The following is a 25,142-nucleotide window of genomic DNA, read 5'->3' on the forward strand; positions in this document are numbered from 1 at the left end:
CGGGAACGATCAGGACACGCCCGACGAGCCGCTCGGATCATCCCTGATTTCACCGCGCCGCGAGGCGCGGTGAAGGCGTGATGCGCTAGCTTCTGGCGGCGCATGTCCCGCCTGCTCATCGTCTCGAACCGCCTCCCCGTGACCGTCCGCGTCGAGCAGGGCGACGTCGCGGTCGTCCCCTCGACGGGCGGCCTCGTCACCGCGATCCGGGGCCCGCACGAGCGCCACGGCGGGCTCTGGCTCGGCTGGCCGGGCGACGTCTCGCGCCTCACGGCGGAGCAGCTCCAGGAGGTCGAGGCGCAGCTGGAGCGGCTCGGCACCGTCCCGGTCCACCTCACCGCGTCCGAGGTCCGCCGCTACTACGACGGCTTCTCGAACGACGTCCTGTGGCCGCTGTTCCACTACCTCGTCGAGAAGGTGCACGTCGACGCCCGGCGCGACTGGGAGACCTACCGCGCGGTGAACGAGCGCTTCGCCGACGCTGTTGCCGCGAGGTACAGGCCTGGGGACAGGGTCTGGGTCCACGACTACCAGCTCACGCTGCTGCCGGCGATGCTGCGCCAGCGCATCCCGGACGCGCGGATCGGCTTCTTCCTGCACATCCCGTTTCCCGCGGCCGAGGTCTTCCGCATCCTGCCGTGGCGGGAGCAGGTGCTGCGCGGCATGCTCGGCGCCGACGTCGTCGGGTTTCACACGACGTCGTATCGGTACCACTTCGTCTACTCGGCCGCGCGCGTGCTCGGCCTCGATCCCGACCTCGAGACGCTCGCGTACGAGGGGCGGAAGGTGAGGCTCGGCGTCTATCCGGTGAGCATCGACGTCGAGGAGTTCGTGCGGCTCGCGCAGGACGAGGAGGTCCGGGCCGAGGCGCGGCGCCTCCGCGAGCGCGCCCAGGGCCGGAAGATCGTGCTCGGCATCGACAGGCTCGACTACACGAAGGGGATCCCGCGGCGCATGCTGGCGATCGAGCGCTTCCTGGAGCGCGAGCCCGAGCTGCGGAGCAAGGTCCGGTTCATCCAGCTCGCGGTGCCCACGCGCGAGCAGGTCGACGCTTACGCCGACTTCCGGCGGGTCGTGAACGAGCTCGTCGGCAGGATCAACGGCGCCTACGCGACGCTCGACGACGTCCCGATCCACTTCCTGCACCGGTCGATGCCGATGGCCGGGGTCGTCGCGCTCTACCTCGCGGCCGACGTGATGATGGTGACGCCGCTGCGCGACGGGATGAACCTCGTGTCCAAGGAGTACGTGGCGTCGCGGATCGACGACACGGGCGCCCTGGTGCTGAGCGAGTTCGCGGGCGCGGCCGCCGAGCTGATCGAGGCGCTCCCGGTGAACCCGTACGACATCGACTCGGTGGCCGCGACGATCAAGCAGGCGCTCGTCATGACGCCGTCCGAGCAGCGCGTCCGGATGCAGGCGCTCCGGCGCCGCGTGATGACGCACGACGCGCACCGCTGGTCGAGCCGCTTCCTCAACGATCTCGAGCGCGCGAGCAGCGCGGCGCCCGCGGTGGGGGCGGCCCGCCGGCGCACCGACGCGCCCCAGCTGAACACGATCGCGAGCGCGCGCAGCGCGCCGTCGCTCGTGGTGATGCTCGACTACGACGGGACGCTCGTCCCGCTCGCGGCCATGCCCGAGCTCGCGCCGCCCGACGAGGAGCTCATCGCCGATCTGCGCTCGCTGGCGGCGCGCCCGCGGACGCAGGTGCACGTGGTGAGCGGCCGGCCGCGCGAGGATCTCGAGCGGTGGCTCGGCGAGCTGCCCATCAGCCTCCACGCGGAGCACGGGTTCTTCTCCCGCTCGGCGCCCGGCGAGCCGTGGGTCGCGCTCCGCGACGTCTCGCTCGACTGGAAGCCGAGGGTCCGCGACATCCTGCAGGGCTTCGTCGACCGCACGGCGGGCAGCTTCATCGAGGAGAAGATGGTGTCGATCGCGTGGCACTACCGGGCCGCCGATCCGGAGCTCGCCAGCCAGATGGCCCGCGAGGTGCCCGCGAGGCTCGAGGAGGTGCTGCGCGAGCGCGATCTCGAGCTGGTCCCTGGGCGGAAGGTGCTGGAGGTGCGGCTGCGCGGGGTGAACAAGGGGATGATCGTGCCGCGGGTGCTCTCGACGGTGACGCCCGACGCGATGGTCGTCGCGCTCGGCGACGACAGGACCGACGAGGACCTGTTCGCGGCGCTCCCCCCGACGGCGCTCACGGTCCACGTGGGCGGCGGGGAGAGCACCGCGGCGTTTCAGCTGCCCGATCCGGCCTCGGCGAGGCGGCTGCTGCGCGCGCTCGTCGCGTGAGCGCTCGCCGCGAGGGCGGCCGGCGCGAGAGGGCTCGCTGCGAGGGCGGCCGGCGCGCGGGCGCTCGTCGCGAGGGCGCGCGCGCGGCGGCTCACGCCCTGGAGGGGCGGCCGCGCCGCCGGAGGACGGCCCCGAGGAGCGCCGTCGCGGCGGCGAGGGCGGCGCCCGCGCCGGCGAACGGGCGGGCTGCGATCGCCCCGCCGACGCTGCACGAGCCGGCGTGGCCGGCGCAGGGGGCGCCCGCGCGATCCGAGGGCGCTTCGCCGCGCGCGCCAGCGTGCGCTGCGGGCCCGTTCACGGCCGTGTCGACGGCAGCGGCGCACCCGGCGGAGTCCTGCTCGCTCCCGGCGGAGTCCTGCTCGCTCCCGGCGGAGTCCTGCTCGTCGCTCTCGGTGTCCCCGAGGGTGTACGCAGCGTTCATGGCCACGAGCCCGCCTCCGTGCTCGTAGGCGCCGATGTCGATCGCGCCCGCGGTCGGCCGCGACAGCGCGCCGCTCGCGGCGCGCGCGGCGCGAGCGGGCGCGAACCGCGGCGCGGCGAGCGGCCCCGGGAACGGGTGTCCCGCGGGGCTCGGCGTCGACCTGGCCCCGGCGTCGACGAGCGGGCTGTCTGCCGACGGGCGGAGGTCCAGCGCGTCGATGTTCGCGAAGCCGGGCTCGGCGCCCTGGAGCGTGCCCGTCCACCCCGCGGGGATGGCCGAGGAGCCGCGCGGCACCCAGTTGTTGGCGCCCGAGATCAGCGCCGCGCCCGTCGCCCAGCTCGCCGACCGGTCCACGTAGACCTCCACGCCGCCGCCGCCGGGCCGATAGAACACGTTGTTGCTCATCTCGACGCTCTCGATCCCGTCGAACATCCTGATCGCCGCGCTCGAGCCGGGGGCGAGCAGGAACGTGTTGTTGACGAACCGGAAGCGGCCGAACGTCTGGCCCGTGCCGTCGCCCCCGACGCGCGCCACGAAGTGCTTGCCGGTCTTGCGGAAGACATTGCCGACCACGTCGGAGTCCTCTCGCGCGAGCCCCTCGTCCTGGCCGTCCGGCCCGATCAGCTCGATCTCGTGGTATCTCGCGCCCTCGATCCAGTTGTAATAGATCTCGTTCCGCTCGGCGCGGCTCTTCACGTTGTTGCCGCCATTGCCGTCGTGCACATAGCAATGCCGCATGCGGAACACCGAGCCGAGGCGCGTCTCCTCGTCGGTCGCGATGTAGATGGGATGCCGGCTGTCGCCCGAGCCGCACGCGTAGACCTCGACGTACTCCAGGGTGAACGAGCCCGACTCCGAGTCGGCGCCGAGGATGCCGTGCCCGGGGCAATCGTGCACCACCGCGTCGCGGATCGTGACGTCGTGCGCGCGGTTGAACACGCAGCGGCTCGCGCCGCCGGTGATCTCGAAGCCCTCGAAGACGTAATGATTACCACCGAAGACCACCGTGTTCGTTCCCCCGGATAGCACGGGGCGGCGGCCGTTCGTGCGGACGCCACGGATTGTGATCTTCTGCGCTTCTGTACCAGATTTCTTGAAGATCAGGTCCCCAGGATAGGTCGCGTCGCCTTCGACCTCGACCACGTCCCCGGCAGCGAGGCGAGGGGCAACCTCCGCGAGGCCAGAATAAGGCTTGCCTCGGCCCACCTCGTATGTCGCCGCGCTCGCCGGCGAGGCCGCGAGCAGCACGGAGAGCGCGATGCCCGGCGCGACGAGAGAGAGGGTGACGAGGTGCCTTGTGTTGAGTTGCTGCATCGCCGCAATGTCGCGTGTCGTGCAATGGTAGTGCAAGCTGCTTTTTAATGAAATGCACGATGGGTAATTCAGGAGACACCCGATGACAGGCAACCTCTGCCAGTCCTTCGTGGTCCCCGGGCGTTCTCGCCATTGCCGACTCTCCTTGCCAGCTGCCACGCCCGAGGGAATCGCTGTAAATCGAAGCGAGTCGACGCGTGGCGCGAAGGGCTCCCGGACCGTGCGAGCGGTGAACGGCGTCTGGCTCGATTATTGACGTTGAAATTAGAAAATTGAAATTAGAAAATAGAAAAGAAGACCACCAAGGACGCCAGGGTAAATGAAAGAGCGTTCGAGAGATTCAGCCGTCAAGAGCGCCAGGAGAGATCGAGAAGTCTCGGGAGACTCGAGAGTCAAAGGACGCCAGGGCGCCAAGGTAAAATAAAAAATCTCTTCTTGGGGTTCCTGGCGTCCTTGGCGGTTCGTCTCGCCTCTCCGAGCATTGCTCGAGCAGCGCGAGGACAGCGAAGGCCACGCCCGCGCGAAAACGGTTCCCCTCGGCAAGCGCGTCGTTCCGTGCCATGGAGCCGATCATGTCCCGGATTGTCCTCGCCTCCACGTCTCCCTTCCGGCGGGCGCTCCTCGATCGCCTCGGGCTCGCGTACGAGGCGGTCGCGCCGGTGTTCGACGAGGTCGCGCCCGAGGGGATGCCGCCCGCCGCGTGCGCCCGCCTGTTCGCGGAGGGGAAGGCGCTGAGCCTCGCGCCTGCGCGCCACGGCGCCCTGATCATCGGCGCGGATCAGGCGCTGGATCTCGACGGCGAGCTCCTGCGCAAGCCGGCCACGCTCGACGAGGCGGCGGACCAGCTCGCGCGGCTCGCGGGGCGCGCCCACGCGCTCCACACCGCCGTCGCGGTGCACGCGCCGCCAGGGCTGCCGCTCGCCCCCGACGCGCCGCGGACGCTGACCGAGATCGTGACCGTGGAGCTGCGCGTCCGTCCGCTCGCCCGCGCGCAGATCCGCCGCTACGTCGAGCTGGATCGGCCGATCGGGAGCGCGGGAGGGTACCTCTTCGAGAAGCACGGGCCGTGGCTCTTCGACGACGTGCGCCACGCCGACGAGACCGCCATCGTGGGGCTGCCGCTCGTCCCGCTCTGCCGCCTCCTGCGCCGCTTCGGGGTCGATCCGCTCGACGCGCCCGCGCGCGGGTGATCGCGCGATCACCCGCGCGGGGCCCGAGGGGCGCTTCCCGGCGCGAGGATCCGCGACAGCCGCGAGACCCTGGCCTGCCCTGCGCGACGCTCCGCGCCGTGCGTCACGCGACCTGGCCGCCCCAGGCGTCGCGCTGCCCGACGGCCCCGCGCCAGCGCGCGGCGTCGGCGGCTGCGCGCTGGGCCGCCCGGGGAGCGCGGCCGTGGCGCGCGCGTTGCTAATCGCTGCTCGTGGCCCAAGCGTGCCACGAGGCCCTTCGGACTGAGCACCTTCTGCCGGGCGGCGCCGACAGGGCGGGCCAGGCGCTCGATGAGGTGAGGCGATGACGGAACGCCCGCCCTCCAAGGGGGCCGAGACCATCACGGCAGCCGAGCTGTCCATGTCGTGGTCGGCCCTGGAAAGCGACGAGCGCGTGCAGGCCTATCGCCGGCTCCGGCGCGAGGAGGCGGAGGATTTCTTCCAGGGCCTCCCGTCCGCCGACCAGGCCGCGCTCCTCGCCGCGCTCACGAAGGGCGAGCGCAGGCTGTGGCTCCGCCTGCTCGCGCCCGACGACGTGGCGGACATCCTCCTGGAGGTGTCGCCAGAGGAGCAGGAAGAGCTCCTCTCGCTGCTCGACGAGCCGACGAGGAGAGAAGCCAGCGCGCTGATCGCGTACGCGGAGGACGAGGCCGGCGGGCTCATGAGCCCGTGGTTCGCGCGCGTGCGGCCGGAGGCGACCGTCGATCAGGCGATCAGCTACCTCAAGCGACAGGCGAGGGACCACCTCGAGACCATCTATTACGGCTATGTGCTCGACGCCGAGCAGCGGCTGCTCGGCGTCGTGTCGCTGCGGCAGCTCATGATCGCCCCGGGCGACAGGCGCGTCAGCGACATCATGAAGACCGACGTCGTGTCGGTGAACGAGGACGTCGACCAGGAGGCCGTCGCGCGGCGCTTCGCGGAGCACGACCTCGTGGCGATCCCCGTCGTCGACGCCGAGGGGCGCATGAAGGGCATCGTCACCGCCGACGACATCGTGGACGTCGTGGAGGAGGAGGCGACCGAGGACATCCAGAAGCTCGGCGGCATGCAGGCGCTCGACGCGCCGTACCTCCGGACCCCGCTCCTCCGGATGGTCGGAAAGCGCGCCGGGTGGCTCTCCGCGCTGTTCCTGGGCGAGCTCCTCACCGCGACGGCGATGGGGCACTACGAGGACGAGATCGCCCGCGCGGTCGTGCTGGCCCTCTTCGTGCCGCTCATCATCTCGAGCGGGGGCAACTCCGGCTCTCAGGCGACGACGCTGGTCATCCGCGCCATGGCGCTCGGCGAGATCCGGCTCGCCGATTTCTGGCGCGTCTGCCGCCGGGAGCTCGCGTCGGGCCTCGCGCTCGGCGGGATCCTCGGCGCGCTTGGGTTCGCGCGCGTCGTGGTCTGGGAGGAGCTCTTCGGGACCTACGGCGAGCACTACCGGCCGATCGCGATGACCGTCGCGATCAGCCTGGTCGGCGTCGTGACGTGGGGCACGCTCTCGGGCGCGCTCCTGCCGTTCGTGCTGCGGGCGCTCCGCTTCGACCCGGCGAGCGCCTCGGCCCCGTTCGTCGCGACGCTCGTCGACGTCTCGGGCCTCGTCATCTACTTCAGCGTGGCCGAGCTCCTGCTCCGGGGGCTCCTCCTCTGAAGGGCGGCGCTCCCGGGCTACGGGCTGACGCGCGACGCGAGGTAGCCGGCCGCCGCCTCGCCGATGATGCGCGCGTCCTCGCGCCAGCGGCCGCCGCTCGACAGCTTGTCCGAGTCAGCCCTGCTCAGGGCCGTGCTCGGGTTGGGCGACGCCGTGCGGCTCGAGAACTGGACCTCATCGAGCACCTTGCCGTCCGCCGTCGTGATCCGGAGCGTCAGCATGATCTGGCTGGGGGCCGAGGAGGCGACCGCGTAGAAGCCAGGGTTCATGTAGCCGACGTAGGGCCTGATCACGAACGGCGACGAGGCGGGATCGCTGACCTCGGCGACGTCGATGCCCTGCTCCTTGGCGTGGGAGATCAGCGTCTTAGCGAACTCCTCGTTCACGGACGCCTTGTCCTGCATGAAGCTCCGCTGCTCGTCCGCGTCCTTCTTGGCGAGGTACATGTCCTCGGGCTCGTCGACGAGGCGCAGGCCCACGTAGTCGATGGGCGTCAGGGCGAAGTACCGCTGGCCCACGAACGGATCGGGGTTCGCCTGGGTCACGACGCGCCAGCGCGGCCCGCACCCGGCGAGGGCCGCGATGCCGACCAGCGCGACCGCGATGAAGCTGCGACGGTGCATGAGGGGCTCCTTCAGAGGGCCCGCCTTGTAGGCCAGGTCCGAGCGCGTTGGCAAGCGCCAGAGGGCGCGCGATCCGCCGGGGCGGCGCGGTGGCGCGGCCGCGCGGCCGTCGTGGCGACCTGGCCCGCACGACCGCGCGACCGCGGCGCCCCTCCGACCTGGACGGGGCGGCTGCCTCGCGGGCGTGCGGCGGCTCGCCCCCGGCTCGCGCGCTGCTGTGCAATGGGCGGACATGACCCGAGCTGGCCTGTGAGATGCAATAGCCACCTCGGACGATCGATGGATGTTCCATCGAGGTTGGAGGTGAACTCATGGTCCCGCATTTCGCAGCTAGCCTCTTCGGCCTTTTGCCCTTCGTGGTATTTCCGCTGTTCGGGTTCGATCCGCCGGGGGACGCCGGCGGCGGCAGCTCCCAGGTGAGCGACGACCCCGAGCCCGGGGACCCGGCCTCGCCCGGCGACAGCGGTTCGCGGTTCTTTTATTCGATCTCCTGCATCGAGGGCAGCACGGGAAAGAAGACGTTCCGCTCGGAGGACGAGTTCTGCACCGCCCTGCGCGGCGAGCAGGTCTGCTCCGAGAGCGCGGCGTTCTTCGCGCTCCTCCAGGGCTGTCCCTGAGCCGCGCCGCGCGGCCTCCCGCGCCGCGCGGCGCGCGCGGGAGGCCTCCAATCGAGAGGGTCGAAGTCGATGTCCCCGGCGGCGCCACGAGCGTGGACCACGAGGCCGCGCGCGATCTCGCGGCGCGCCGCCGGAGGGCGCTCGTCTACCCTCTTCCGGCGCCATCGCGCTCGTGCGGCGGAGGTACAAACGCTTGACATTCGAGGGGGGCCTTGCTCTTCCTAGCGGGCGCGGACCGCCCCGCGCGGCCCTTCCCTTCGCCAGGTTGCGCGCCTCGGAGGCTCCCATCGTGACGAACCTCTACCTCATCCGGCACGGAGAAGCGCTCGTCAACGTGAACCATATCGTGGGCGGGATGCGCGGGGACACCGGGCTCACGTCGCTCGGCGTCCTCCAGGCGGAGCGGCTGCGCGATCGCCTGGCGGCGACGCGCGAGATGGCCGCCGACGTCCTGATCGCCAGCTCCTACCGCCGGGCGCAGCAGACCGCCGAGATCGTCGCCCCTGCCCTGGGGTTGCCCCTCACGCTCGACGACGAGGTGCAGGAGCTCCGCCCCGGCGAGGCGGACGGGATGCCGGTCGGAGAGGCGATGGTGCGCTACGCGATCGATTTCGAGCGCGAGCCGTTCCGCCCGGCGAGCCCCGGTGGGGAGAGCTGGGCTCAGTTCATGCTCCGGGTCTCCGTCGCCCTCGATCGCATCACCCGCGAGCACGAGGGGCGGACGATCGTCGTGTTCACGCACGGCGGCTTCATCGACGTGGCGTTCCTCCATTTCTTCAAGATGAACGCGCTCGCCTTCCCGGTCGCGCACTTCGCCACGCGTCACACGTCGATCACCCACTGGCAGCGCCGGCGGCGCTGGGGCCGGGCCGAGGCCTGGCATCTCATCTATTACAACGACAGCGCTCACCTGCGCGACGTCGAGCGGACCGTGCGCATCCCCTGGGCGGAGCTCTCCACGCTGGCTCCCAGGATCGCCGATGAGGGGCCGCCGTCGTCGGAGAGCGGCGAGGGCCGCTAGCTCCGCGCTGCCAGGGGCTCATCCTCTCGCGTCATTCACCTCACGCCGTCCCTGGCGGCTCGAGCGAGTCGTCATGCCCTGCACGGCGCGCCGCGCGCCCTTCGTCTGAGGCGCACCGGAGCGGGCCTCTCGGGGGCGGCTGACGGTCGGCGTCCCTTCGCTTGCACGTCCGCCTCCGGGCGAGCTACATGACGCGCATGATGGGTCCCGTTCACGCAACCTTCCTCGTCGCCGCGCCCGACCAGCCCGGCCTCGTCGCGCGACTCGCAGGGTTCTTCTACGACATCGGCCTGAACATCATCGACGCGAGCAATCACACCGATGCGTTCACGGACGAGGGCCCCCGCTTCTTCATGCGCCTCGTCGTCGATCTGTCCGGCCTCTCGTCGCCGGCCGCGGTCACCGCCCTGGGCGGCTCGGCCACGCGCAGCGCGATCGAGGCCTCCTTTCGCGAGCTCGCCACGTCGCTCTCGGCGCGCTGGTCGGTGGACTACAGCGATCACATCCCCAAGATGGCGATCCTGGTCACGCGGGATCCGGCGTGCCTCTACGACCTCGTGCTCCGGCAGCGCGCGGGCGAGCTCCGCTGCGACATCCCGCTCGTCATCTCGAATCATCCCACGCTCGAGGCGGTGGCGGAGAGCTTTCGAATCCCGTTCTTCTGTCTCCCGATCACCCCGGAGACGAAGCGCGAGCAGGAGCAGCAGGTGCTCCACCTGCTGAAGAAGCACCATGTCGATCTCGTGGTGCTGGCGCGGTACATGCAGATCCTCTCCGAGCAGCTGCTCGACGAGGGGCCGCCGGTCATCAACATCCACCACGGGTTCCTCCCGGCGTTCCAGGGAGCGAAGCCGTATCACCAGGCGCACGTGCGCGGCGTGAAGCTCATCGGCGCGACGGCGCACTACGCCACCCGGGACCTGGATCAGGGTCCGATCATCGAGCAGGACGTCGCGCGCGTGAATCACCAGCTGGGTCCAGAGGAGATGACGCGGGTGGGGCGCGACGTGGAGCGCCTCGTCCTCTCGCGCGCCGTCCGTGCGCACCTGGAGCGCCGGGTCATCGTCGAAGGCCGCCGTACCATCGTTTTTTAGCGCGCTTTTCGCGCGGGTCCGATGCAGACGTCTCCCGTCTCCCGTCTCCCGTCTCCCGTCTCCCGTCTCTCGTCTCCCATCTCTCGTCTGTCTTCCTCGTGCGCGTGCGCGTGCGCGTGCGCGCTGACTCCGGGAAATCGCGCACGCGCACGCGCACGAAGGACGAGCAGGGAAGAGGGAAGAGGGAAGAGGGAAGGCGGTGTAGCAATTCCGGCTGGAAACCGCTCTAGGCTAGAGCGGCGTCGGTCGGGAGGTGGGGCGGGCTCTGTCGGACAGCGCCACGATCGGGCCGAGCTCGATCGCGCAGCAGGTCGTCCGACAGAGCCCGGAGCGGGGCGCGCCCTCCCATGGGCCTGGTGAGAGCACGCGCGCGGGGGGTTTACGGCTGGCCCTGCTGGCCTACCGCGGAGGTCTGGCCCGTGACGCCGGGCGCGAAGGCCCCCGTCTGCCCGACGCCCAGCTGCCCGACGGCGGCGCTCTTTCCCACCGTCGACTGGCCAACCTGTGCCGACTGGCCGATGCCCAGCTGTCCGATGGCGGCGCTCTGCCCGACGCCCAGCTGTCCGATGGCGGCGCTCTGCCCGACGCCCAGCTGCCCGATGGCCGACTGTCCGATGGCGGCGCTCTGACCAACACCCTGCTGCCCGACGCCCAGCTGCCCGATGGCCGACTGTCCGATGGCGGCGCTCTGACCGATGGCTGACTGGCCGTATCCGGCCTGTTGCCCCGATTGCTGGCCGGCGTAGGCGCCCAGCCCAGCCTTGGACGGGAGCTCGCCCTTGCTGGGGCCGAAAGCACCCTTGCTGGGGCCGAGCTCGCCCTTGCTCGGGCCGAAGGCACCCTTGCTGGGGCCGAGCTCGCCCTTGCTCGGGCCGAAGGCACCCTTGCTGGGGCCGAGCTCGCCCTTGCTCGGGCCGAAGGCACCCTTGCTGGGGCCGAGCTCGCCCTTGCTCGGGCCGAATGCTCGCTTGCTGTGCCAATATCCACCCTTGCTAGGGCCGAGAGCGCCCTTGCTGGGGCCATATCCAAGCTGGCTCTGGCTGAAAGCTCCCTTGCTGGGGCCGTATGCACCCTTGCTGGGGCCGTATGCACCCTTGCTGGGGCCGTATGCACCCTTCCCGGGCGCGAGCTGGGCCGTGCCCATCCCCACGTACCCGCCCCTCGCCTCCCCGAGCGCCTGATCCGCCGACTCGACAGCCTCCTCGTCGAGCTCGGTTTGATCGACGTCCGCCTCGTCCGTATTCAGCGCGCAGCCGGCGGCCAACGCAGCAAAGAGGATCGCAGGCACCAGCGTCTTGCTATGCATCGACATGATTGGTTCCCCCTGATGTCCGCCAGGGCCCACGACGCCCGGACATCTCGGGCTCACCGCAGAGCAGACTGTGTGCCTGGTAGGCGTGTGCATACGTTTCCGCTCACAGGGTGCTTGACGTTCGTCCCGCGGGCGATCCAGCGCGCTTGCTCGATTCTGCGCCCCGCGGCGGAGTTCTCCCGATCCGAGCAAAACCGACCTCCCGGGGAGGCGCTCTCCCGGCCTGCCGCCCAGGCCTCCTCGCTCGTCACCGCGCTTGCCGGAGCCGCGCCCCCTCGCGTCCTCCGGGCGCCCCCGTGCCGGTCGCGCGCCCGAGGGCGCTCCGCGCGCGTGACGCGCGCACCTCACCGCCAGAACAGACGGAGCACACCGCCAGAGCAGACGGAACACGACGTCGCGTCCAGCCAGGGCACACCGCGGTGGCGAGGCGCGCCAAACGTCAGGCGGAGCGGGCGCCCGCCCGGATGTCGAGCCGAGGCGATGGCGCGGCCTTGCTCAGGAAGCGCTGTGTGGAATCGCGTGTGCACCGGCGGGGCGCCGGAACTGTCGATTCATCCGAGATCGAACCCTTCGCCCCCGTCGCAGCGCCATCAAGGGATCACGCTGCGCCCACGGCGGAAGGACGCGCTGACGCCGAGCGCAAGGGCGGCGCGTCCGGGCGCGACCTGGACGGCAGGATCACGCCTCGGGCTTCTTCCCGAACAGCCACTTCTTCGCCTCGTCGTCGAGCTGCTGGCTCTGATTCCGCAGCTCGCTCCCGGCCGCGAGCCCACGCTCGACCGCCGGCCGCCCGCGCATGGCCTCGAGCCACCGCTTGAAGTTCGGGAGCTCGTCGAGCGCGACGCCGTACCGGTCGTGCAGGATCGCCCAGGGGAAGCTCGCGATGTCAGCGATCGAGTACTCGCCCGCGAGGTAGGGCCGGTCCGCCAGCCGCTTGTCCATCACGCCGTAGAGCCGGCGCACCTCCTTCGTGTAGCGCTCGATCGCATACGGGATCTTCTCCGGCGCATACTGGCCGAAGTGGCCCGCTTGCCCGCTCATCGGGCCGAGGCCGCCCATCTGCCACATGAGCCACTGGGTCACCTCGTAACGGCCGCGGAGATCCGACGGCATGCCCTGTCCGGTCTTCTCCGCGAGGTAGAGCAGGATCGCGCCCGACTCGAACACGGAGATCGGCGCCCCGCCGCCCGCCGGCTCGTGGTCGACGATCGCGGGCATCCGGTTGTTGGGGCTGATGGCGAGGAACTCCGGCTTGAACTGGTCACCCCGCCCGATGTTGACCGGGATGAGCTTGTACGGGAGGCCCGTCTCCTCGAGCATTATGCTGATCTTCCAGCCGTTCGGGGTGGGCCAGTAATAGAGATCGATCATCGTACGCTCCGTCTCCGTGATGGTTCGCCGATCGCGACGGCGTGCTGTCTCAGGCTCTGGATCGTCGTGCAGCAGGGCGCGCCGCTGCGCGCCGGCGTCGCCCGGCTCCGCGAGCATCGGTGGCACGTCGCCCCGGGGGGAGCAACCGGCGATCGACCCCTCAGCGCGGCGACCCCGAAGGCCCGCGCGCCGGCCCCGCGCCGTGCCCGCGCGCTGGCCCCGCGCCGTGCGCGCGCTCGTCGACGACCAGCGCGCGCAGCGCCGCGATGTGCGCTGGCCCCGTCCCGCAGCACCCGCCCACGATCGTGGCGCCCGCCTCGAGCCAGCGGCGCGCGAGGTCGGCGTAGCGCGCCGCCGCCGAGCTGCCCTGCCCGCCGCGCCACCCGAGCCCCTCGCTGGCGGCGCCCGCGTTCGCGTAGGCCCCGAACGGGACGCCGCACGCCGCGAGCCGCTCGACGTACGCGAGCGTGCGAGTCGCAGGGGTGCAGTTCACGAGCACCGCCCGCGCGCCGCGGGCGGCGGCCTCCCGCGCGGCGACCCCGATGTCCTCGGGCGAGAGGAGATCCGCGTCCGGGCCCGCCGTGAACGACACCCACGCTTCGACGCCCGTGGCGACCGCCTCCTCGAGCGCCACGAGCGCCTCGCCGACGTGCGGGAACGTCTCGCAGAGCAGGACGTCGACCCCGGCCGACGCGAGCGCCTGCGCGAGCTCGCGGTGCTCCTGCCGCGCGTCGGCGGGGCTCAGATCCGGCCGGTAGCAGTCCTCGAGCGGCGCGATGCTCCCGGCGACCCGGTGCCGCGAGCCCACATCGCGCACGGCCTCGCGCGCGAGCGACACGGCGCGCGCCGCGAGCTCGGCCCACGCGGCGCCCGCCTGCCGCCGCGTGGTGCGGAACGTGTTCGCCGTGTGCACCGTCGCGCCCGCGCGCGCGTAGTCGCGGTGGATCGCGCGGACCGCGTCGCAGCCGCGCGCGTCGAGCAGGGCTGCGGCGCTCCAGAGCGGCGCCGGCGTCTCGATCCCGCGCGCGGCGAGCTCGGTCCCGAGCGGGCCGTCAAGGACCACGACGTCAGCCACCGCGGCCCGCGCGGCTTGCGCGGCTTGCGCGGCCTGCGCGGCCTGCGCGACTAGCCCGGACGGCTCTCTGAGCATGTCCTCCATGTAGGCTCCGGTATGTCCGTGGCCAGCGCTCAAGGCAATCCCTGATTGCCGCCCTGGCCGCGCTGTATCGCCGCAGGTGAGCGGCACCCGCACAGCGCACCGTCCAGACCACTGCGCGGCAGAAAGAACGATGGAAATCTCTTCCGCGCCGGGAATTTACTTGCCAGGTATGGGGGTGCTGCGGCACCGTTTGAAATGAAATCATCTTCCCCTCATTCCACTCAACTCGCAGGAGTCGTGGGGTCCAACTAGCAGCGATCGCTCGAAGGACCGACAGGGGTGGAGCTCCCTCTGGCCAGCGCGGGGCCAGGTGACCTCCGTCAGTGAGACTATAGAAAGGAACGCCATCATGATTCGACAGTCCATCCGTTCTTCCAAGTCGCTCGCTCTCTGTGTTGCGCTCGGCGTCATTGCAGCGGCCGGTTTCACCGGATGCGATGCGTCGGAGCCGGTCGCCGACGAACCGGTGGTGGAGCACGAGCGCATCACGCAGTCCGAGGTGTCCGCCCTCCCGGCCGGGGAGTTCCTGAGCCTCGACCTGAGCCAGGACACGGTCTACGCCCTCGACTACGCGGCGGCGCCGATCGACTACAGCCGCATCAAGCTCACCGCCCCCAGCGGCAAGGAGGTCCTGCTCGAGGACCAGATGCGCGCGGTCGAGAACGCCGACTACGGCGATTACCCGAAGCCCGTCCTGACCGAGGCGTCGGATCAGCGGTTCAGCATCTCCTCGGATGAGACCGCCTTCGGCAAGCTGTCGGACAGCGAGCTCGGCGAGCTGAAGGCCAACGGGTTCTTCTACTCGGAGAAGCCCGTGACGGCCCCGGGCGCCAAGCCGCAGACCGAAGACCCCGACTGCATCCACGCGTACTGCGAGGTCTGCGTGGACAACGAGACCGGCGGCTGGCCGGAGAGCTGGTACCCGGGCACGTACACCTGCTACTACATCGAACACGTGTGGTGCTGAGTCTGGCCTGACGTTCACCTGATCCCCCCCGGCAAGGCATCGTTGATGCGTTCGCTCTCGGTTTGGTGCGTTGCCGCGCTCGCCCTGGCGAGCGCGGCGTGCGGAGACGATGACCCGGTGCTCCCGAGCGGCCTCCCCGGGCCGGTCGCGGGTATCTACCTGGACTTCGGCCCGGCGCCGGAGGGAGATCGCTTCCGCGCGTTGATCGGCTTCCCGACCCGGGACGTCCCCGGGCTCGAGGGCGCGATCGACGCGATGTACGATCCCGACAAGCCGGACAGCTTCCGCAAGTACATGCCGGTGGAGGCCTGGCTGGAGCGCCACGCCCCCGCCGAGAGCGACGTCGCGGCCGTCGAGGCGTGGCTCACCGAGCAGGGAATGGAGATCAGGCGCCGGTCCCGGAACCGGCTCCTGCTCGAGTTCTCGGGCACGGTCGAGCAGTTCAACACCGCCTTCGACACGGAGCTCCGCGACTTCGAGCGCGAGAACCCGTCGGCGGGCGGCCGGCCGCTCCGCACCTTCGGCGCGCTCGACCCGCTCAGGCCGCCGCAGAAGATCATCGATCTGACGTCGGGCGTGATCGCCGTCGACGTCCCCGCGGACACCGAGCCGCTCTCCCCCGAGGGCGGCTCGATCGATACGACGCCTCCGGAGCAACAGGAGCAGGGGTTCACGCCCGCGCAGATCGCGCGCGCCTACGGGGTCGACAGGCTGCACGAGGGCGGGCACCTCGGGCAGGGCGTGAAGCTCGGCGTCGTGGTCGGGGCGACGTTCAAGACCAGGGATCTCCAGTCGTTCTGGCGCTCGTTCGGCGTCTCGCGCGACAACCCGAAGGTCGTGCTCACGGCGGATCCCGTCTCGACGCGCTACGTCGAGACGACGCTCGACACGCAGTGGTCGGGCGTGATGGCGCCCGAGGCGCAGGTCATCGCGTACGAGGGGCCGGACGCGCGCACCCTGTCCATCCTCTACGCGTGGAACGAGGCGATCGCGGCCGGCGAGGTGTCGGTGCTCTCGACGTCGTTCGCGCACCGCGAGGAGACCGAGGCCGAGGTGATCCGGCAGCAGTACAACGACGCGGCGCGGATGGGCGCGGCGCTCGGGATGACGATCGTCGTCGCGAGCGGCGACTCGAGCAGGCCCGACGTGCCGTCGTCGAGCCCGTACGTGACGTGCGTCGGCGGGACGGTGCTCGAGCTCGGCGACGACGGCGAGGTCGCGCGCGAGGTGGCGTGGAGCGGCTCGGGGTCGGGCCGGTCCCGCTCCTTCAAGACGCCCAGCTGGCAGAAGGACGTCGTGACGGACGCGCAGGGCCAGCGCGCCGTCTCCGACGTGGCGCTGAACGCCTCGCCGGAGTCGACGTACTGGCTCTACTTTCTGGGCGAGTGGGACCGCCGCAGCGGCACCTCGTTCTCTGCCCCGGTGTTCGCCGGCATGATGGCGTCGGTGAACAGCTACCGGCTCGCGGAGGGCAAGCCGGTCGCGGGGTGGCTGAACAAGACCCTCTACGAGCGCAAGGACGTGCAGGCCGCGTTCCGCGACATCACCGAGGGGGAGACCCCCAGCAACGAGTACGCTCCTGGGTTCCGCGCGGGGCCTGGCTGGGACTACCCGACCGGCTGGGGCGCGCCGCTCGCCGACAAGCTCGCCGAGGCGCTCCCGTAACCCGTAGATAGAGCGGCCGCTGCGGTCGCGCCCTGCGCGTCGTCCCGGCGGCGCGGATGCGTCATCCTCCGCTGGATGACGCTCCCCGTCGCGCTCCTCTCCCGCTCGCTCGCATGCCTCTCGCTCCTCGCGGCGGCGGCGCCCGGCTGCGATCGCCCGGGCCGCGCCGCCGGCACCGCGCCCACGCCGCCCGGCGCGTCGTCGGCGCCGGCCCCCGGCGGCGCGGAGCAGGTCGCGAGCGGCGCGACGGCGGCGGCCCCTGCCGCAGACCACGGCGCGACGCCGCCGGCCGCGGACGCCGCGCCGCCGGCCGCGGGCGCGGCGGCGCTCGCCGCGCAGATCGCGCCGCTCCGCGCGGAAGGGCCGTTCGTGGAGCTCGCCGTCGAGGGGTTCCCGAGCGCGGTCGTGTCGGTGCCGATCGGCGCCACGGCGCGGCGCCCCGTGCTCATCGCGTCGCACGGCAACTACGACCGGCCCGAGTGGCAGTGTCAGGTGTGGCGCGGCATCGCGGGGGACGGCGCGTTCATCCTGTGTCCGCGCGGCGTCGCGCGCTCCGACTCGCCGTCGGCGAGCGACGTCCGCTTCACGTACGAGAGCAACGCCCGCCTGGAGCAGGAGATCGACGCGGGCCTCGCGGCGCTGCGGGCGCGCTTCCCCGAGCACGTGGACCCCGGGGCGGTGCTCTATACGGGCTTCTCGCTGGGCGCGATCATGGGCTCCGCGATCGCCGCGCGCCGGGCGGCGCTCTTCCCGCGCCTCGTGCTGGTCGAGGGCGGGCACGACAAGTGGACCCCGGCGACCGCGAAGGCGTTCGCGGAAGGCGGCGGGCAGCGCGTCCTCTTCGTCTGCGCGCAGGCCGGCTGCGGCGCCGCCGCCTCCGCGGCCGCCGCGCGCCTCGAGAAGGCGGGGGTGCTCACGCGCGTGGTGCGCGGCAAGGAGGCCGGCCACCGCTACGACGGGCCCGTCGCCGAGGAGACCCAGCGGGCGCTCGGCTGGGTGATCGAGGGCGACCCTCGTTGGAATTCTCCTTGAGCGGCGCTCACCCGCTGCGGATACGGGCCCATCTCGACGTTTTCGGTGCTCAGCGCACTGGAGTGCGCCTGCGCGCCGAAAACGCCGATCTGGGCCCGTCTCCTGTGCGGGTGAGCGCCGCTCGGCGACGCGATGGGGAGGGCGCGCGCGGCGAACTGCCGCGTTTGTTCGGTGGGACTGCACGTCGCGGCGCGCCGGCGGTCTGGCCGGCGGGCGGGCTCTGAGCTAGACGAGGGCCCGTTGCTCGTCATGGCTTGCTCTTCCCCGGATGCGCGCGCGCGGCGCCGCGGTGGCCTGGCTCGGCTGTGGCGCGCGTCGGTGCTCGCTGCGTCGGCGCTCGTGGCGGCCTGCGGCCCAGGCGAGGAGCCGCCGGGGCGCTCGGCCGCCGCGCAGGCGGTGGCCCCGGACCCGGCGCTCGTCGCTGCGGCCGCCGCGGTCGCGGCGGAGCCGCTCGACGGCGGCGCGGGCGGCGAGGCCGAGCCCGCGGCGGCGCGGGAGGCGCTGCGGCCCGGGCGCGGCGACAGGCTCGCCAGCATCGCGATGCGCACGTTCGTGTACGCCGCGCCCGAGCGCCGCGCGGCCAAGCTGGGCTACCTGAGGGCCGGCGCGCTGGTCGAGCGCGCCGCGGCGCCGTCGGGCGACGACGGGTGTCCCGGCGGCTGGTACGCCGTGCACCCGCGCGGCTTCGTGTGCGTCGGCCGGGGCGCCTCGCTCGAGCTCGGCCACGAGATCGTCGCCGCCACGCCGGCCGGCCCGCGCCGCGGCGAGCCGTACCCGTACCGTTACGTCGTCTCGCGCAAGCCGCCGCCGCACCTCTATGTCCACCTCCCGAGCGAGGCGGAGCAGCGGCGCGTCGAGGGGCGCTCGCGCAGCCAGGGTACCCCTGCCTGGTCGCGCCGCGACGAGGCGCTCCTCGGCGAGCCTGACGCGCTCACGCCCTTCTTCGCGAGCCGCCGCGACCTGCCGAAGCCGTTCGGGGCCGCCGAGAAGGTCCGGTTCCCCGCGCACCGCGGGCGCGCGCGGCCCGACTCGGCGTTCGGCCTGATCTCGACGTTCGAGTGGACCGGGCGGCGCTTCGGCCTGACGACCGAGCTCGATCTCATCCCGATCGATCGCACCTCGGCCGTCGTTCCCACGGCGATGCGCGGCGTGGAGGTGAAGACCGAGGGCACCCCCGCGTTCGTCATGCACCACGGCGTGCGCACGCTGAAGCCGGACGCCTCGGGTGAGCTCAAGCCGGACGGCTGGGCGGCGCACCGCTCCGGCTGGGTGCTCACCGGCAAGACGGCCGCCGGCGGCGCCTATGCCGAGACCGACGCGGGCGTGTGGATCCCCGCTTCCGCGCTGCGCGTCGCCCGGCTGGGCCGCGACTTCTGGGGGCACGCCGCGCGCGGCAGGAAGTGGATCGACATCTCGATCGAGCTCCAGATGCTGGTCGCTTACGAGGGCACGCGCCCCGTGTTCGCCACCCTCGTCTCGACGGGCCGGGGCGAGCTCGGCGACCCGGCGACCACGAGCGCCACCGTGCAGGGCACGTTCTTCGTCCGCGAGAAGCACGTCACGGCGACGATGGACGGCGACGATCTCAGCGAGACCTCCGTCGACCTGCGCGACGTGCCCTATGTCCAGTACTTCCACAACAGCTATGCGCTGCACGGCGTCTACTGGCACGACGCGTTCGGCAAGGTGCGGAGCAGCGGCTGCGTGAACCTCGCGCCCGCCGACGCCGCGTGGCTGTTCGAGTGGACCGATCCCGCCGTGCCCGAGGGGTGGCACGCCGCGTTCAACGACAAGGGCGGCACGCTCGTGTACATCCACGCCTGACCGGCGCGCGGATTCAGCCGAGGGCCACAGGCCAGGCGGCTCCAGCGCGGCCGTCAGACGACAGAGGCGTGTAGCGTCGGACCGGGGGCGAGGTTAGCTTCGGGTCATGAGCGAGTCGGAGCGTCCCGATAGCGACGTCGAGCGCGCGATGTCGGGTGACGCCGTCGCCACCCTCGTCCAGGGGTACAGCGAGTTTCGCCGCTTCCTGGAGCGCCGGGTGGGCAGCCAGGCCGTCGCCGAGGACATCCTTCAGGAGGCCTTCGCGCGCGGCATCGACCGCATCGGCGAGCTGCGCAGCGACGAGTCCGTCACGGCCTGGTTCTACCGCGCGCTCCGGAACGCCGTGATCGACCATTACCGGCGCCGCGGGGCGTCGGAGCGCGCGATGGCTGCGCTGGCGGCCGAGCTCGACGAGGCGGTCGAGCCCGACGTCGAGATGCGGCGCGCCGTGTGCCAGTGCGTCCGGGGGCTCGCCGGCGTGCTGAAGCCCGAGTACGCCGCCGCGCTCCAGCGCGTGGAGATCGACGGCCTCTCGGTGCAGGCCTTCGCCGAGGAGGCGTCGATCACCCCGAACAACGCGGCGGTGCGGCTCTTCCGCGCGCGCGAGGCGCTCCGCAAGCGCGTGGCCGCGACGTGCGGCGCCTGCGCTGCCGAGGGGTGCCTCGACTGCTCCTGCGGGCCGCGCCCGGCGGACGCGGCGCCCGCGCCGGCGGGCGGCTGCTCTCACGGCGCCGGGCGCTGACCGGCCCCGCGGCAGCCGGGCGGAGCCGACCGGACGGCCCAGCGGCAGCCCGGCGGAGCCGCCCGGTGAGCCGAGCCACCCCCTCGCCTGGCCATTCGTAAGCCCGGGCGACGGCGTGTGATCCACGAGCCGCGCGAGGCGTGTAATACCCCCGCGCCGCGCGCGTCGGCCGTGCAGAACCCCGAACGGAAGGTGTCCCATGCTCATGACGCGTCTCCTCGTCGCCTCTGGTCTCGCTGCCGCCTCGCTCCTCGCCCCCTCGCTGCTCGTCTCGCGCGCCGCGGCCGAGGCTCCCGCCCCTTCGTCGCAGGCGGTCCGGGAAATCGAGATCGTGGTCGACGGCGGCTACAAGCCGAGCCGCATCGTCGTCGCCGAGGGCGAGCGGGTCCGCCTGAAGCTGATCCGGCGGGACTACTCGCCTTGCTCGCGGGAGATCGTCCTCGCTTCCCTCGACATCCGGCGCGAGCTGCCGACGGACGTGCCGGTGGTGATCGACCTCCCGGCGCTGAGCCCTGGAGAGGTCGAGTTCAAATGCGGCATGAACATGCTGCGGGGCGTGATCGTCGTCGAGCCTCGCAAGTGATCGCACTGCCCACGCTGGAGCGGCTCCCATGAATGCACCTCGCCTCCCCGGGCTGAACGCCCTGCTGCTCGCCGTCGCTGCGCTGGCCGGCTGCGCCCCGCGCAGCCGCCCCGCGAGCTTCCCCGCGTCGTCCGCCGCCTCGCCAGAGGCCGCGGAGGCCCCCACGCCGCGGATCGGCGTCGCCCTCTCGGAGGACCCTCCGCTGCCGGGCGCGCCCGCCGCCGGCTGGGTCGGCCTGGAGCCGGCGAAGACGCCGGGCGCTGGGGCCGATCCTCACCAGCACCACCACCATCGAGGCCACGCGCCGCCGCAGACCCCGGAGCCCGTCCATGCGCACTGAACGCCCGCGATCGCGCGCCCTCGCCGCGCGCCTCCTGCCGCTCGCGGCGGGCGTCGCGCTCTCCCTCTCGGCCGGCTGCGCCGTCCCCTCGCCGGCCACCGACATGGCGCGGGTCCGCCACCTCTCCGGCGCGGCGCTCCCGCCGAGCGCCACGTCGGCCGAGGTCGATCCGGAGCCGGCCGGCGACGCGCGGGCGCTCGCGCAGCGGCCGCTCACCGCGGACGCCGCGGTGCGCGTCGCGCTGCTCAACAACCGCGAGCTGCGCGCCACGTTCAAGGAGATCGGCGTGACCCGGGGCAACATCGAGCAGGCGGGCGCGCTGCCGAACCCGGAGATCGAGGTCGAGGTGACGCCGCGGCAGGAGGGGCTCGAGCACGCGCACGTCGAGCTCTCGGTCGAGATCGACCTGACCTCGGCGCTCCTGGCGCCGCTCCGCGCGCGGGCGGCGCGGTCGGAGCACGAGGCGGCGCGCTACCGCGCGGCCGGCGCGGTCGTCGAGCTCGGCTACCAGGTGCGCGCCGCGTTCTACGCCGCGCAGGCCGCCGAGCAGCGGCTCGGCATCGCGAACCGCGCGCTCGACGCGCTCGCCGCCGCCCGCGACGCCGCGCGCGCGCTGTTCGCGGCGGGCAACGTCCCGGAGCTCGACGTGGCGACGCAGGAGGCGGGCTACGAGGAGGCCCGCGTCACGGCCGCCCAGATCGAGCTGGAGCTCCTCTCGCAGCGCGAGCGGCTGAACCGGCTGCTCGGCCTGTCCGGCGCGTCGACCGCCTGGACGATGGCCGGCGCGCTCCCGCGGCCGCCCGCGGCGCCCTCGACGCCGGCGGGCGCGGAGGCGCGGGCGTTGCGGGCGAGCCTCGAGCTCGCGGAGCTGCGCAGCCGGCTCGACGCGGCGGCCGACCGCGCCGGCGCGCTGCGGGCCGAGGGCTGGGTGCCGGACATGTCGGTCGGCGTCCATGGCGAGCGGGAGCTCCCCGGGAGCGGCGAGGTGGGGGCCGACCACCCCTGGGTCCTCGGCGCGGGGCTCCGCCTGTCGCTCCCGCTCTTCAACCGCCAGCGGGGCGCCGAGGCGGCGCAGACGGCGGAGTTCGACGGCCTGCTCGAGCGCTACCACGGGCGCGCGATCGACATCCGCTCGGCGCTCCGCGAGGCGCGCAGCCGGCTCGTTTCCGCGCACGCGCGGGCGCGGCAGCACGAGCGGGTCATCGTCCCCGCGCGGAGGCGGGTCCTGGAGCAGACGCTGCTCCAGTACAACGCGATGCAGGTCGGCGTCTTCCAGCTGCTGGAGGCGCACCGGGAGCAGCTCGACGCCGAGCTCGCGGCGGTCGAGGCGCTGCGCGAGTACTGGACGGCGAAGGCCGCGTTCGACGCGCTCCTCTCGGGGCGCCGCGTCGAGGCTGGGGGGGCGGAGGCCCCCGCTGCGATGCCGAGGGCCTCGGGCACCGGCGAAGGAGGGCACTGACATGGATCGACGTTCTTTCATCCACGCGGGCGGCCTGGCGGCCGGCGCCGCCCTGATCACGCGCGGCGTCGCCCATGCGCAGGAGCGCCCGGGCGCCCCGCCTCGCCGGGCGTCGGCGCCCGGGGCGCAGCCGGCGGTGGTGACGCCGAACGGCAGCACGCTCCCGCTCCGGGTGGTGGACGGCGTGAAGGTCGGCCACCTCGTCGCGGGCCCGCTCGAGCACGAGTTCGCGCCCGGCCTGAAGTGCGAGGTGTGGGGCTACAACGGGAGCACGCCTGGCCCGACGATCGAGGCGGTCGAGGGCGATCGGCTGCGCATCTACGTGACGAACTCCTTGCCCGAGGCCACGACCGTCCACTGGCACGGCCTGGTGCTGCCGAACGGCATGGATGGGGTCTCCGGGCTCAACCAGCGCCCGATCCCGCCCGGGGAGACGTATGTTTACGAGTTCGTCCTCCGGTATCCGGGGACGTACATGTATCACTCGCATTTCGACGAGATGACCCAGATCGCGCTGGGCGCGGTGGGGATGTTCGTCGTGCACCCGAAGCGGCCTCGCGGCCCGCGCGTGGACCGGGATTTCGTGCTGATGACGCACGAGTGGAAGATCAACGCGGGCGCGCGCCGGCCGGACCCGAACGCGATGAGCGATTTCAACGTCCTCACGTTCAACGGCAAGTCGTTCCCCGCGACGTCGCCGCTGCTCGTCGGCCGCGGCGAGCGCGTGCGCGTCCGCCTCGGGAACCTCGGCCCGATGGATCACCATCCGATCCACATTCATGGCCTGTCGTTCCAGCTCACGGCGACGGACGGCGGGTATGTCCCCGAGTCCGCGCAGTACCCGGAGACCACGGTCCTCGTGCCGGTGGGCAGCACGCGGGTCATCGAGTTCGTCCCCGAGGAGGCGGGCGACTGGGCGGTGCACTGTCACATGACCCATCACACGATGATGCAGATGGGTCATGGCCTGCCGAACATGGTCGGCGCCGACACCCGCACGCTCGATCGGCGGATGAGCCGCGTGATGCCTGGCTACATGACGATGGGGACGACGGGGATGGGCGGCATGGGGGAGATGCCGATGGCGATGCCCGCCAATAGCCTGCCGATGCGCGGGGGTGCCGGCCCGTTCTCGTACATCGACATGGGCGGCATGTTCACGGTGCTCAAGGTCCGCGACGACCCGGACAAGGCGGACCCGAACGGCTGGTACGCGCACCCGGCCGGCACGGTGGCCGGTCCGGCGAGCGTGGAGCGGATGCGGGCGGACGGGATCGATCCGGCGGCGGGAGGGAAGCCTGGCGGGTGACGTTGTCGCCGCCCGCGGCCTCTCGCGGGCGGGTGTTCTCCGGGCCTGGACACACGGCGCGGTCAGGCGACCACACGCCCGGCCGCGATCCTCGACGAATCCAGCGGTCCGGAAGCGGTCCGCGACTTGCCATATCGATCGCCGAGACGGGGACGCCCCGGAGCACGGAGGAGTACTTCCATGGCGACGAAGATGGCTCGACGGATGATGTTTCTGGCGCTCTGCACGGTTTCGCTCGCTGGCTGCGGTGAGCGGCACGACGCGCGGCCCCCGGCGCCGGCCGCCGCCGCGAGCCCCGCGGCGACGCAGTGCCCCGAGCCGGTCGCCGTCGCGGCGGCGCCCGCGGCCCCGCCTGCCGCGCCGGTGATGGCGCCTGCGACGGTGACGGCGCCCGCGCCGGACGCGACCGCCGCGGGGGTCAAGGAGCGCAAGGAGAAGGCGAGGGGCGCGGCGGAGCTGAAGGTGAAGCGGCTCGTTGTCGCCGCGGGCGTGAAGGACCGCGAGCCGGTGGCGCCGGGGACGACGTTCCGCGCGCCGGAGACGGAGCGACTCTATGCCTTCATCGAGCTCGAGAACCGGAGCGAGGCCGAAGGGGAGATAACCGTCGCGTTCGTCCCGCCAGACGGCGGCGCGCCGGTCGGGAACGTGACGCTCGGGGTCGGCCCGTCGCCGCGGTGGCGCACGTGGGCGTTCACGCGCGGGGCGCGCAAGGCGGGGGAGTGGACGGCGATCGTGCGGTCGGAGGCGGGCGAGGAGCTCGCGCGCGCGCCGTTCGAGGTGACGCTGTAGCCGAGGCGGCCGGGCGCGGGCGACGTCCAGTCTCGGCGGTCAGGGCGCCGCCGGCGGCCCATCGCCTGCCGCGCCCTGCTCGAAGACGTCCAGGTACACCCGGTCGACCCAATCTGTGCCACTCGAGGGGGGTCGGACACTGGCTCAACCGCAATGCATTGCGACACACCGGGGTCCGGACCCCTCTCCGACGCGTTGTGGAGCGTTTTTCGGTGCGGATCTGTGCCAATACGCGCTGCATGGGGCGGTTTTCTGTGCCATCTCCCTGCTGAAAGGGCTCGATCTTGTGCCAGCAGGGGGGTCGGGACCCCTCCGGAGCGCAGTGCGGAGCGCGCGCACGGGTCCGGCACCCCCTCCGGAG

21 protein-coding genes are annotated in these 25,142 nt (G+C 72.4%); 16 read left to right on the forward strand and 5 right to left on the reverse strand.

Features of this window, described 5'->3' with window-relative positions; genetic code table 11:
- Positions 1–102: 102 nt before the first annotated feature.
- On the forward strand, positions 103–2,292 hold the full coding sequence (locus WME89_RS03620) for a bifunctional alpha,alpha-trehalose-phosphate synthase (UDP-forming)/trehalose-phosphatase (RefSeq protein ID WP_438007870.1): 2,190 nt from the start codon (positions 103–105) through the stop codon (positions 2,290–2,292).
- 91 nt (positions 2,293–2,383) lie between these two features.
- Here the strand turns inward: WME89_RS03620 and WME89_RS03625 are convergent, their stop codons facing one another.
- Positions 2,384–4,027, reverse strand: coding sequence for a right-handed parallel beta-helix repeat-containing protein (locus WME89_RS03625; protein WP_438007871.1), 1,644 nt, complete (start codon positions 4,025–4,027; stop codon positions 2,384–2,386).
- Between the two features lie 572 nt (positions 4,028–4,599).
- On the opposite strand from WME89_RS03625, the gene WME89_RS03630 reads away from it, so the two are divergent.
- Both WME89_RS03630 and mgtE read left to right on the forward strand, forming a co-directional pair.
- The gene (locus tag WME89_RS03630) at positions 4,600–5,217 is read left to right on the forward strand and encodes a Maf family protein (protein ID WP_437654108.1); all 618 of its coding nucleotides are present in this window, start codon (positions 4,600–4,602) and stop codon (positions 5,215–5,217) included.
- Between the two features lie 322 nt (positions 5,218–5,539).
- The gene (gene mgtE / locus WME89_RS03635; RefSeq protein ID WP_438007872.1) at positions 5,540–6,874 is read left to right on the forward strand and encodes a magnesium transporter; all 1,335 of its coding nucleotides are present in this window, start codon (positions 5,540–5,542) and stop codon (positions 6,872–6,874) included.
- A 17-nt stretch (positions 6,875–6,891) separates the two neighbouring features.
- Here mgtE and WME89_RS03640 read toward each other — a convergent pair whose 3' ends face one another.
- A complete protein-coding gene (locus WME89_RS03640) occupies positions 6,892–7,497 on the reverse strand; it encodes a hypothetical protein (protein WP_438007873.1) in 606 nt (201 codons plus the stop codon).
- 311 nt (positions 7,498–7,808) lie between these two features.
- On the opposite strand from WME89_RS03640, the gene WME89_RS03645 reads away from it, so the two are divergent.
- The 3 genes from WME89_RS03645 to purU all read left to right on the forward strand — a co-directional run bounded on the left by WME89_RS03645 (position 7,809) and on the right by purU (position 10,229).
- On the forward strand, positions 7,809–8,114 hold the full coding sequence (locus WME89_RS03645) for a hypothetical protein (RefSeq protein ID WP_438007874.1): 306 nt from the start codon (positions 7,809–7,811) through the stop codon (positions 8,112–8,114).
- A gap of 289 nt (positions 8,115–8,403) precedes the next feature.
- Complete coding sequence (locus WME89_RS03650) at positions 8,404–9,135, forward strand: histidine phosphatase family protein (protein ID WP_436624951.1); 732 nt, start codon at positions 8,404–8,406, stop codon at positions 9,133–9,135.
- 197 nt (positions 9,136–9,332) lie between these two features.
- Positions 9,333–10,229, forward strand: a complete 897-nt coding sequence (gene purU, locus WME89_RS03655; protein WP_437623559.1) for a formyltetrahydrofolate deformylase — start codon at positions 9,333–9,335, stop codon at positions 10,227–10,229.
- Between the two features lie 379 nt (positions 10,230–10,608).
- Here the strand turns inward: purU and WME89_RS03660 are convergent, their stop codons facing one another.
- The 3 genes from WME89_RS03660 to WME89_RS03670 all read right to left on the reverse strand — a co-directional run bounded on the left by WME89_RS03660 (position 10,609) and on the right by WME89_RS03670 (position 14,062).
- Positions 10,609–11,535, reverse strand: a complete 927-nt coding sequence (locus tag WME89_RS03660; protein WP_438007875.1) for a hypothetical protein — start codon at positions 11,533–11,535, stop codon at positions 10,609–10,611.
- A 684-nt stretch (positions 11,536–12,219) separates the two neighbouring features.
- The gene (locus tag WME89_RS03665) at positions 12,220–12,912 is read right to left on the reverse strand and encodes a glutathione S-transferase N-terminal domain-containing protein (protein ID WP_437623561.1); all 693 of its coding nucleotides are present in this window, start codon (positions 12,910–12,912) and stop codon (positions 12,220–12,222) included.
- A 160-nt stretch (positions 12,913–13,072) separates the two neighbouring features.
- Positions 13,073–14,062, reverse strand: coding sequence for a homocysteine S-methyltransferase family protein (locus WME89_RS03670; RefSeq protein WP_438007876.1), 990 nt, complete (start codon positions 14,060–14,062; stop codon positions 13,073–13,075).
- Positions 14,063–14,420: 358 nt separating this feature from the next.
- Here WME89_RS03670 and WME89_RS03675 point away from each other — a divergent pair, with 358 nt between their 5' ends.
- The 10 genes from WME89_RS03675 to WME89_RS03720 all read left to right on the forward strand — a co-directional run bounded on the left by WME89_RS03675 (position 14,421) and on the right by WME89_RS03720 (position 24,781).
- Positions 14,421–15,038 (forward strand): hypothetical protein, encoded by a 618-nt coding sequence (locus WME89_RS03675; RefSeq protein WP_438007877.1) that lies wholly within the window; start codon positions 14,421–14,423, stop codon positions 15,036–15,038.
- Between the two features lie 45 nt (positions 15,039–15,083).
- Entirely contained in the window at positions 15,084–16,703 is a 1,620-nt protein-coding gene (locus tag WME89_RS03680; RefSeq protein ID WP_438007878.1) for a S53 family peptidase, read from the forward strand.
- Between the two features lie 75 nt (positions 16,704–16,778).
- Positions 16,779–17,735, forward strand: a complete 957-nt coding sequence (locus tag WME89_RS03685) for a hypothetical protein (RefSeq protein ID WP_438007879.1) — start codon at positions 16,779–16,781, stop codon at positions 17,733–17,735.
- A 318-nt stretch (positions 17,736–18,053) separates the two neighbouring features.
- Positions 18,054–19,559, forward strand: coding sequence for a L,D-transpeptidase (locus tag WME89_RS03690; RefSeq protein ID WP_438007880.1), 1,506 nt, complete (start codon positions 18,054–18,056; stop codon positions 19,557–19,559).
- 106 nt (positions 19,560–19,665) lie between these two features.
- The gene (locus tag WME89_RS03695; protein WP_438007881.1) at positions 19,666–20,301 is read left to right on the forward strand and encodes an RNA polymerase sigma factor; all 636 of its coding nucleotides are present in this window, start codon (positions 19,666–19,668) and stop codon (positions 20,299–20,301) included.
- Positions 20,302–20,500: 199 nt separating this feature from the next.
- Positions 20,501–20,884, forward strand: a complete 384-nt coding sequence (locus tag WME89_RS03700; RefSeq protein WP_438007882.1) for a cupredoxin domain-containing protein — start codon at positions 20,501–20,503, stop codon at positions 20,882–20,884.
- Between the two features lie 28 nt (positions 20,885–20,912).
- On the forward strand, positions 20,913–21,224 hold the full coding sequence (locus tag WME89_RS03705) for a hypothetical protein (RefSeq protein WP_438007883.1): 312 nt from the start codon (positions 20,913–20,915) through the stop codon (positions 21,222–21,224).
- Positions 21,214–22,683, forward strand: a complete 1,470-nt coding sequence (locus WME89_RS03710; RefSeq protein WP_438007884.1) for a TolC family protein — start codon at positions 21,214–21,216, stop codon at positions 22,681–22,683. Before WME89_RS03705 ends, WME89_RS03710 begins: the two co-directional genes overlap by 11 nt.
- A gap of 1 nt (position 22,684) precedes the next feature.
- Positions 22,685–23,992: a multicopper oxidase family protein gene (locus WME89_RS03715; protein WP_438007885.1), complete on the forward strand. Its 1,308-nt coding sequence runs from the start codon at positions 22,685–22,687 to the stop codon at positions 23,990–23,992.
- Positions 23,993–24,172: 180 nt separating this feature from the next.
- Positions 24,173–24,781 carry a DUF2914 domain-containing protein gene (locus WME89_RS03720; RefSeq protein WP_438007886.1) on the forward strand — a complete coding sequence of 203 codons (609 nt, stop codon included), beginning with the start codon at positions 24,173–24,175 and terminating at the stop codon, positions 24,779–24,781.
- Positions 24,782–25,142: the final 361 nt, after the last annotated feature.

The sequence above is a fragment of the Sorangium sp. So ce321 genome, from assembly GCF_051530195.1.
Lineage (GTDB): Bacteria > Myxococcota_A > Polyangia > Polyangiales > Polyangiaceae > Sorangium.

Coding starts and splice junctions, on each gene's coding strand:
- mgtE (WP_438007872.1), top strand. CDS start 5,540: ATGACGGAACGCCCGCCCTCCAAGGGGGCCGAGACCATCACGGCAGCC.
- WME89_RS03705 (WP_438007883.1), top strand. CDS start 20,913: ATGAATGCACCTCGCCTCCCCGGGCTGAACGCCCTGCTGCTCGCCGTC.
- WME89_RS03680 (WP_438007878.1), top strand. CDS start 15,084: ATGCGTTCGCTCTCGGTTTGGTGCGTTGCCGCGCTCGCCCTGGCGAGC.
- WME89_RS03625 (WP_438007871.1), bottom strand. CDS start 4,027: ATGCAGCAACTCAACACAAGGCACCTCGTCACCCTCTCTCTCGTCGCG.
- WME89_RS03720 (WP_438007886.1), top strand. CDS start 24,173: ATGGCGACGAAGATGGCTCGACGGATGATGTTTCTGGCGCTCTGCACG.
- WME89_RS03640 (WP_438007873.1), bottom strand. CDS start 7,497: ATGCACCGTCGCAGCTTCATCGCGGTCGCGCTGGTCGGCATCGCGGCC.
- WME89_RS03645 (WP_438007874.1), top strand. CDS start 7,809: ATGGTCCCGCATTTCGCAGCTAGCCTCTTCGGCCTTTTGCCCTTCGTG.
- WME89_RS03675 (WP_438007877.1), top strand. CDS start 14,421: ATGATTCGACAGTCCATCCGTTCTTCCAAGTCGCTCGCTCTCTGTGTT.
- WME89_RS03630 (WP_437654108.1), top strand. CDS start 4,600: ATGTCCCGGATTGTCCTCGCCTCCACGTCTCCCTTCCGGCGGGCGCTC.
- purU (WP_437623559.1), top strand. CDS start 9,333: ATGATGGGTCCCGTTCACGCAACCTTCCTCGTCGCCGCGCCCGACCAG.
- WME89_RS03700 (WP_438007882.1), top strand. CDS start 20,501: ATGCTCATGACGCGTCTCCTCGTCGCCTCTGGTCTCGCTGCCGCCTCG.
- WME89_RS03670 (WP_438007876.1), bottom strand. CDS start 14,062: ATGCTCAGAGAGCCGTCCGGGCTAGTCGCGCAGGCCGCGCAGGCCGCG.
- WME89_RS03710 (WP_438007884.1), top strand. CDS start 21,214: ATGCGCACTGAACGCCCGCGATCGCGCGCCCTCGCCGCGCGCCTCCTG.
- WME89_RS03715 (WP_438007885.1), top strand. CDS start 22,685: ATGGATCGACGTTCTTTCATCCACGCGGGCGGCCTGGCGGCCGGCGCC.
- WME89_RS03685 (WP_438007879.1), top strand. CDS start 16,779: ATGACGCTCCCCGTCGCGCTCCTCTCCCGCTCGCTCGCATGCCTCTCG.
- WME89_RS03665 (WP_437623561.1), bottom strand. CDS start 12,912: ATGATCGATCTCTATTACTGGCCCACCCCGAACGGCTGGAAGATCAGC.
- WME89_RS03660 (WP_438007875.1), bottom strand. CDS start 11,535: ATGCATAGCAAGACGCTGGTGCCTGCGATCCTCTTTGCTGCGTTGGCC.
- WME89_RS03620 (WP_438007870.1), top strand. CDS start 103: ATGTCCCGCCTGCTCATCGTCTCGAACCGCCTCCCCGTGACCGTCCGC.
- WME89_RS03695 (WP_438007881.1), top strand. CDS start 19,666: ATGAGCGAGTCGGAGCGTCCCGATAGCGACGTCGAGCGCGCGATGTCG.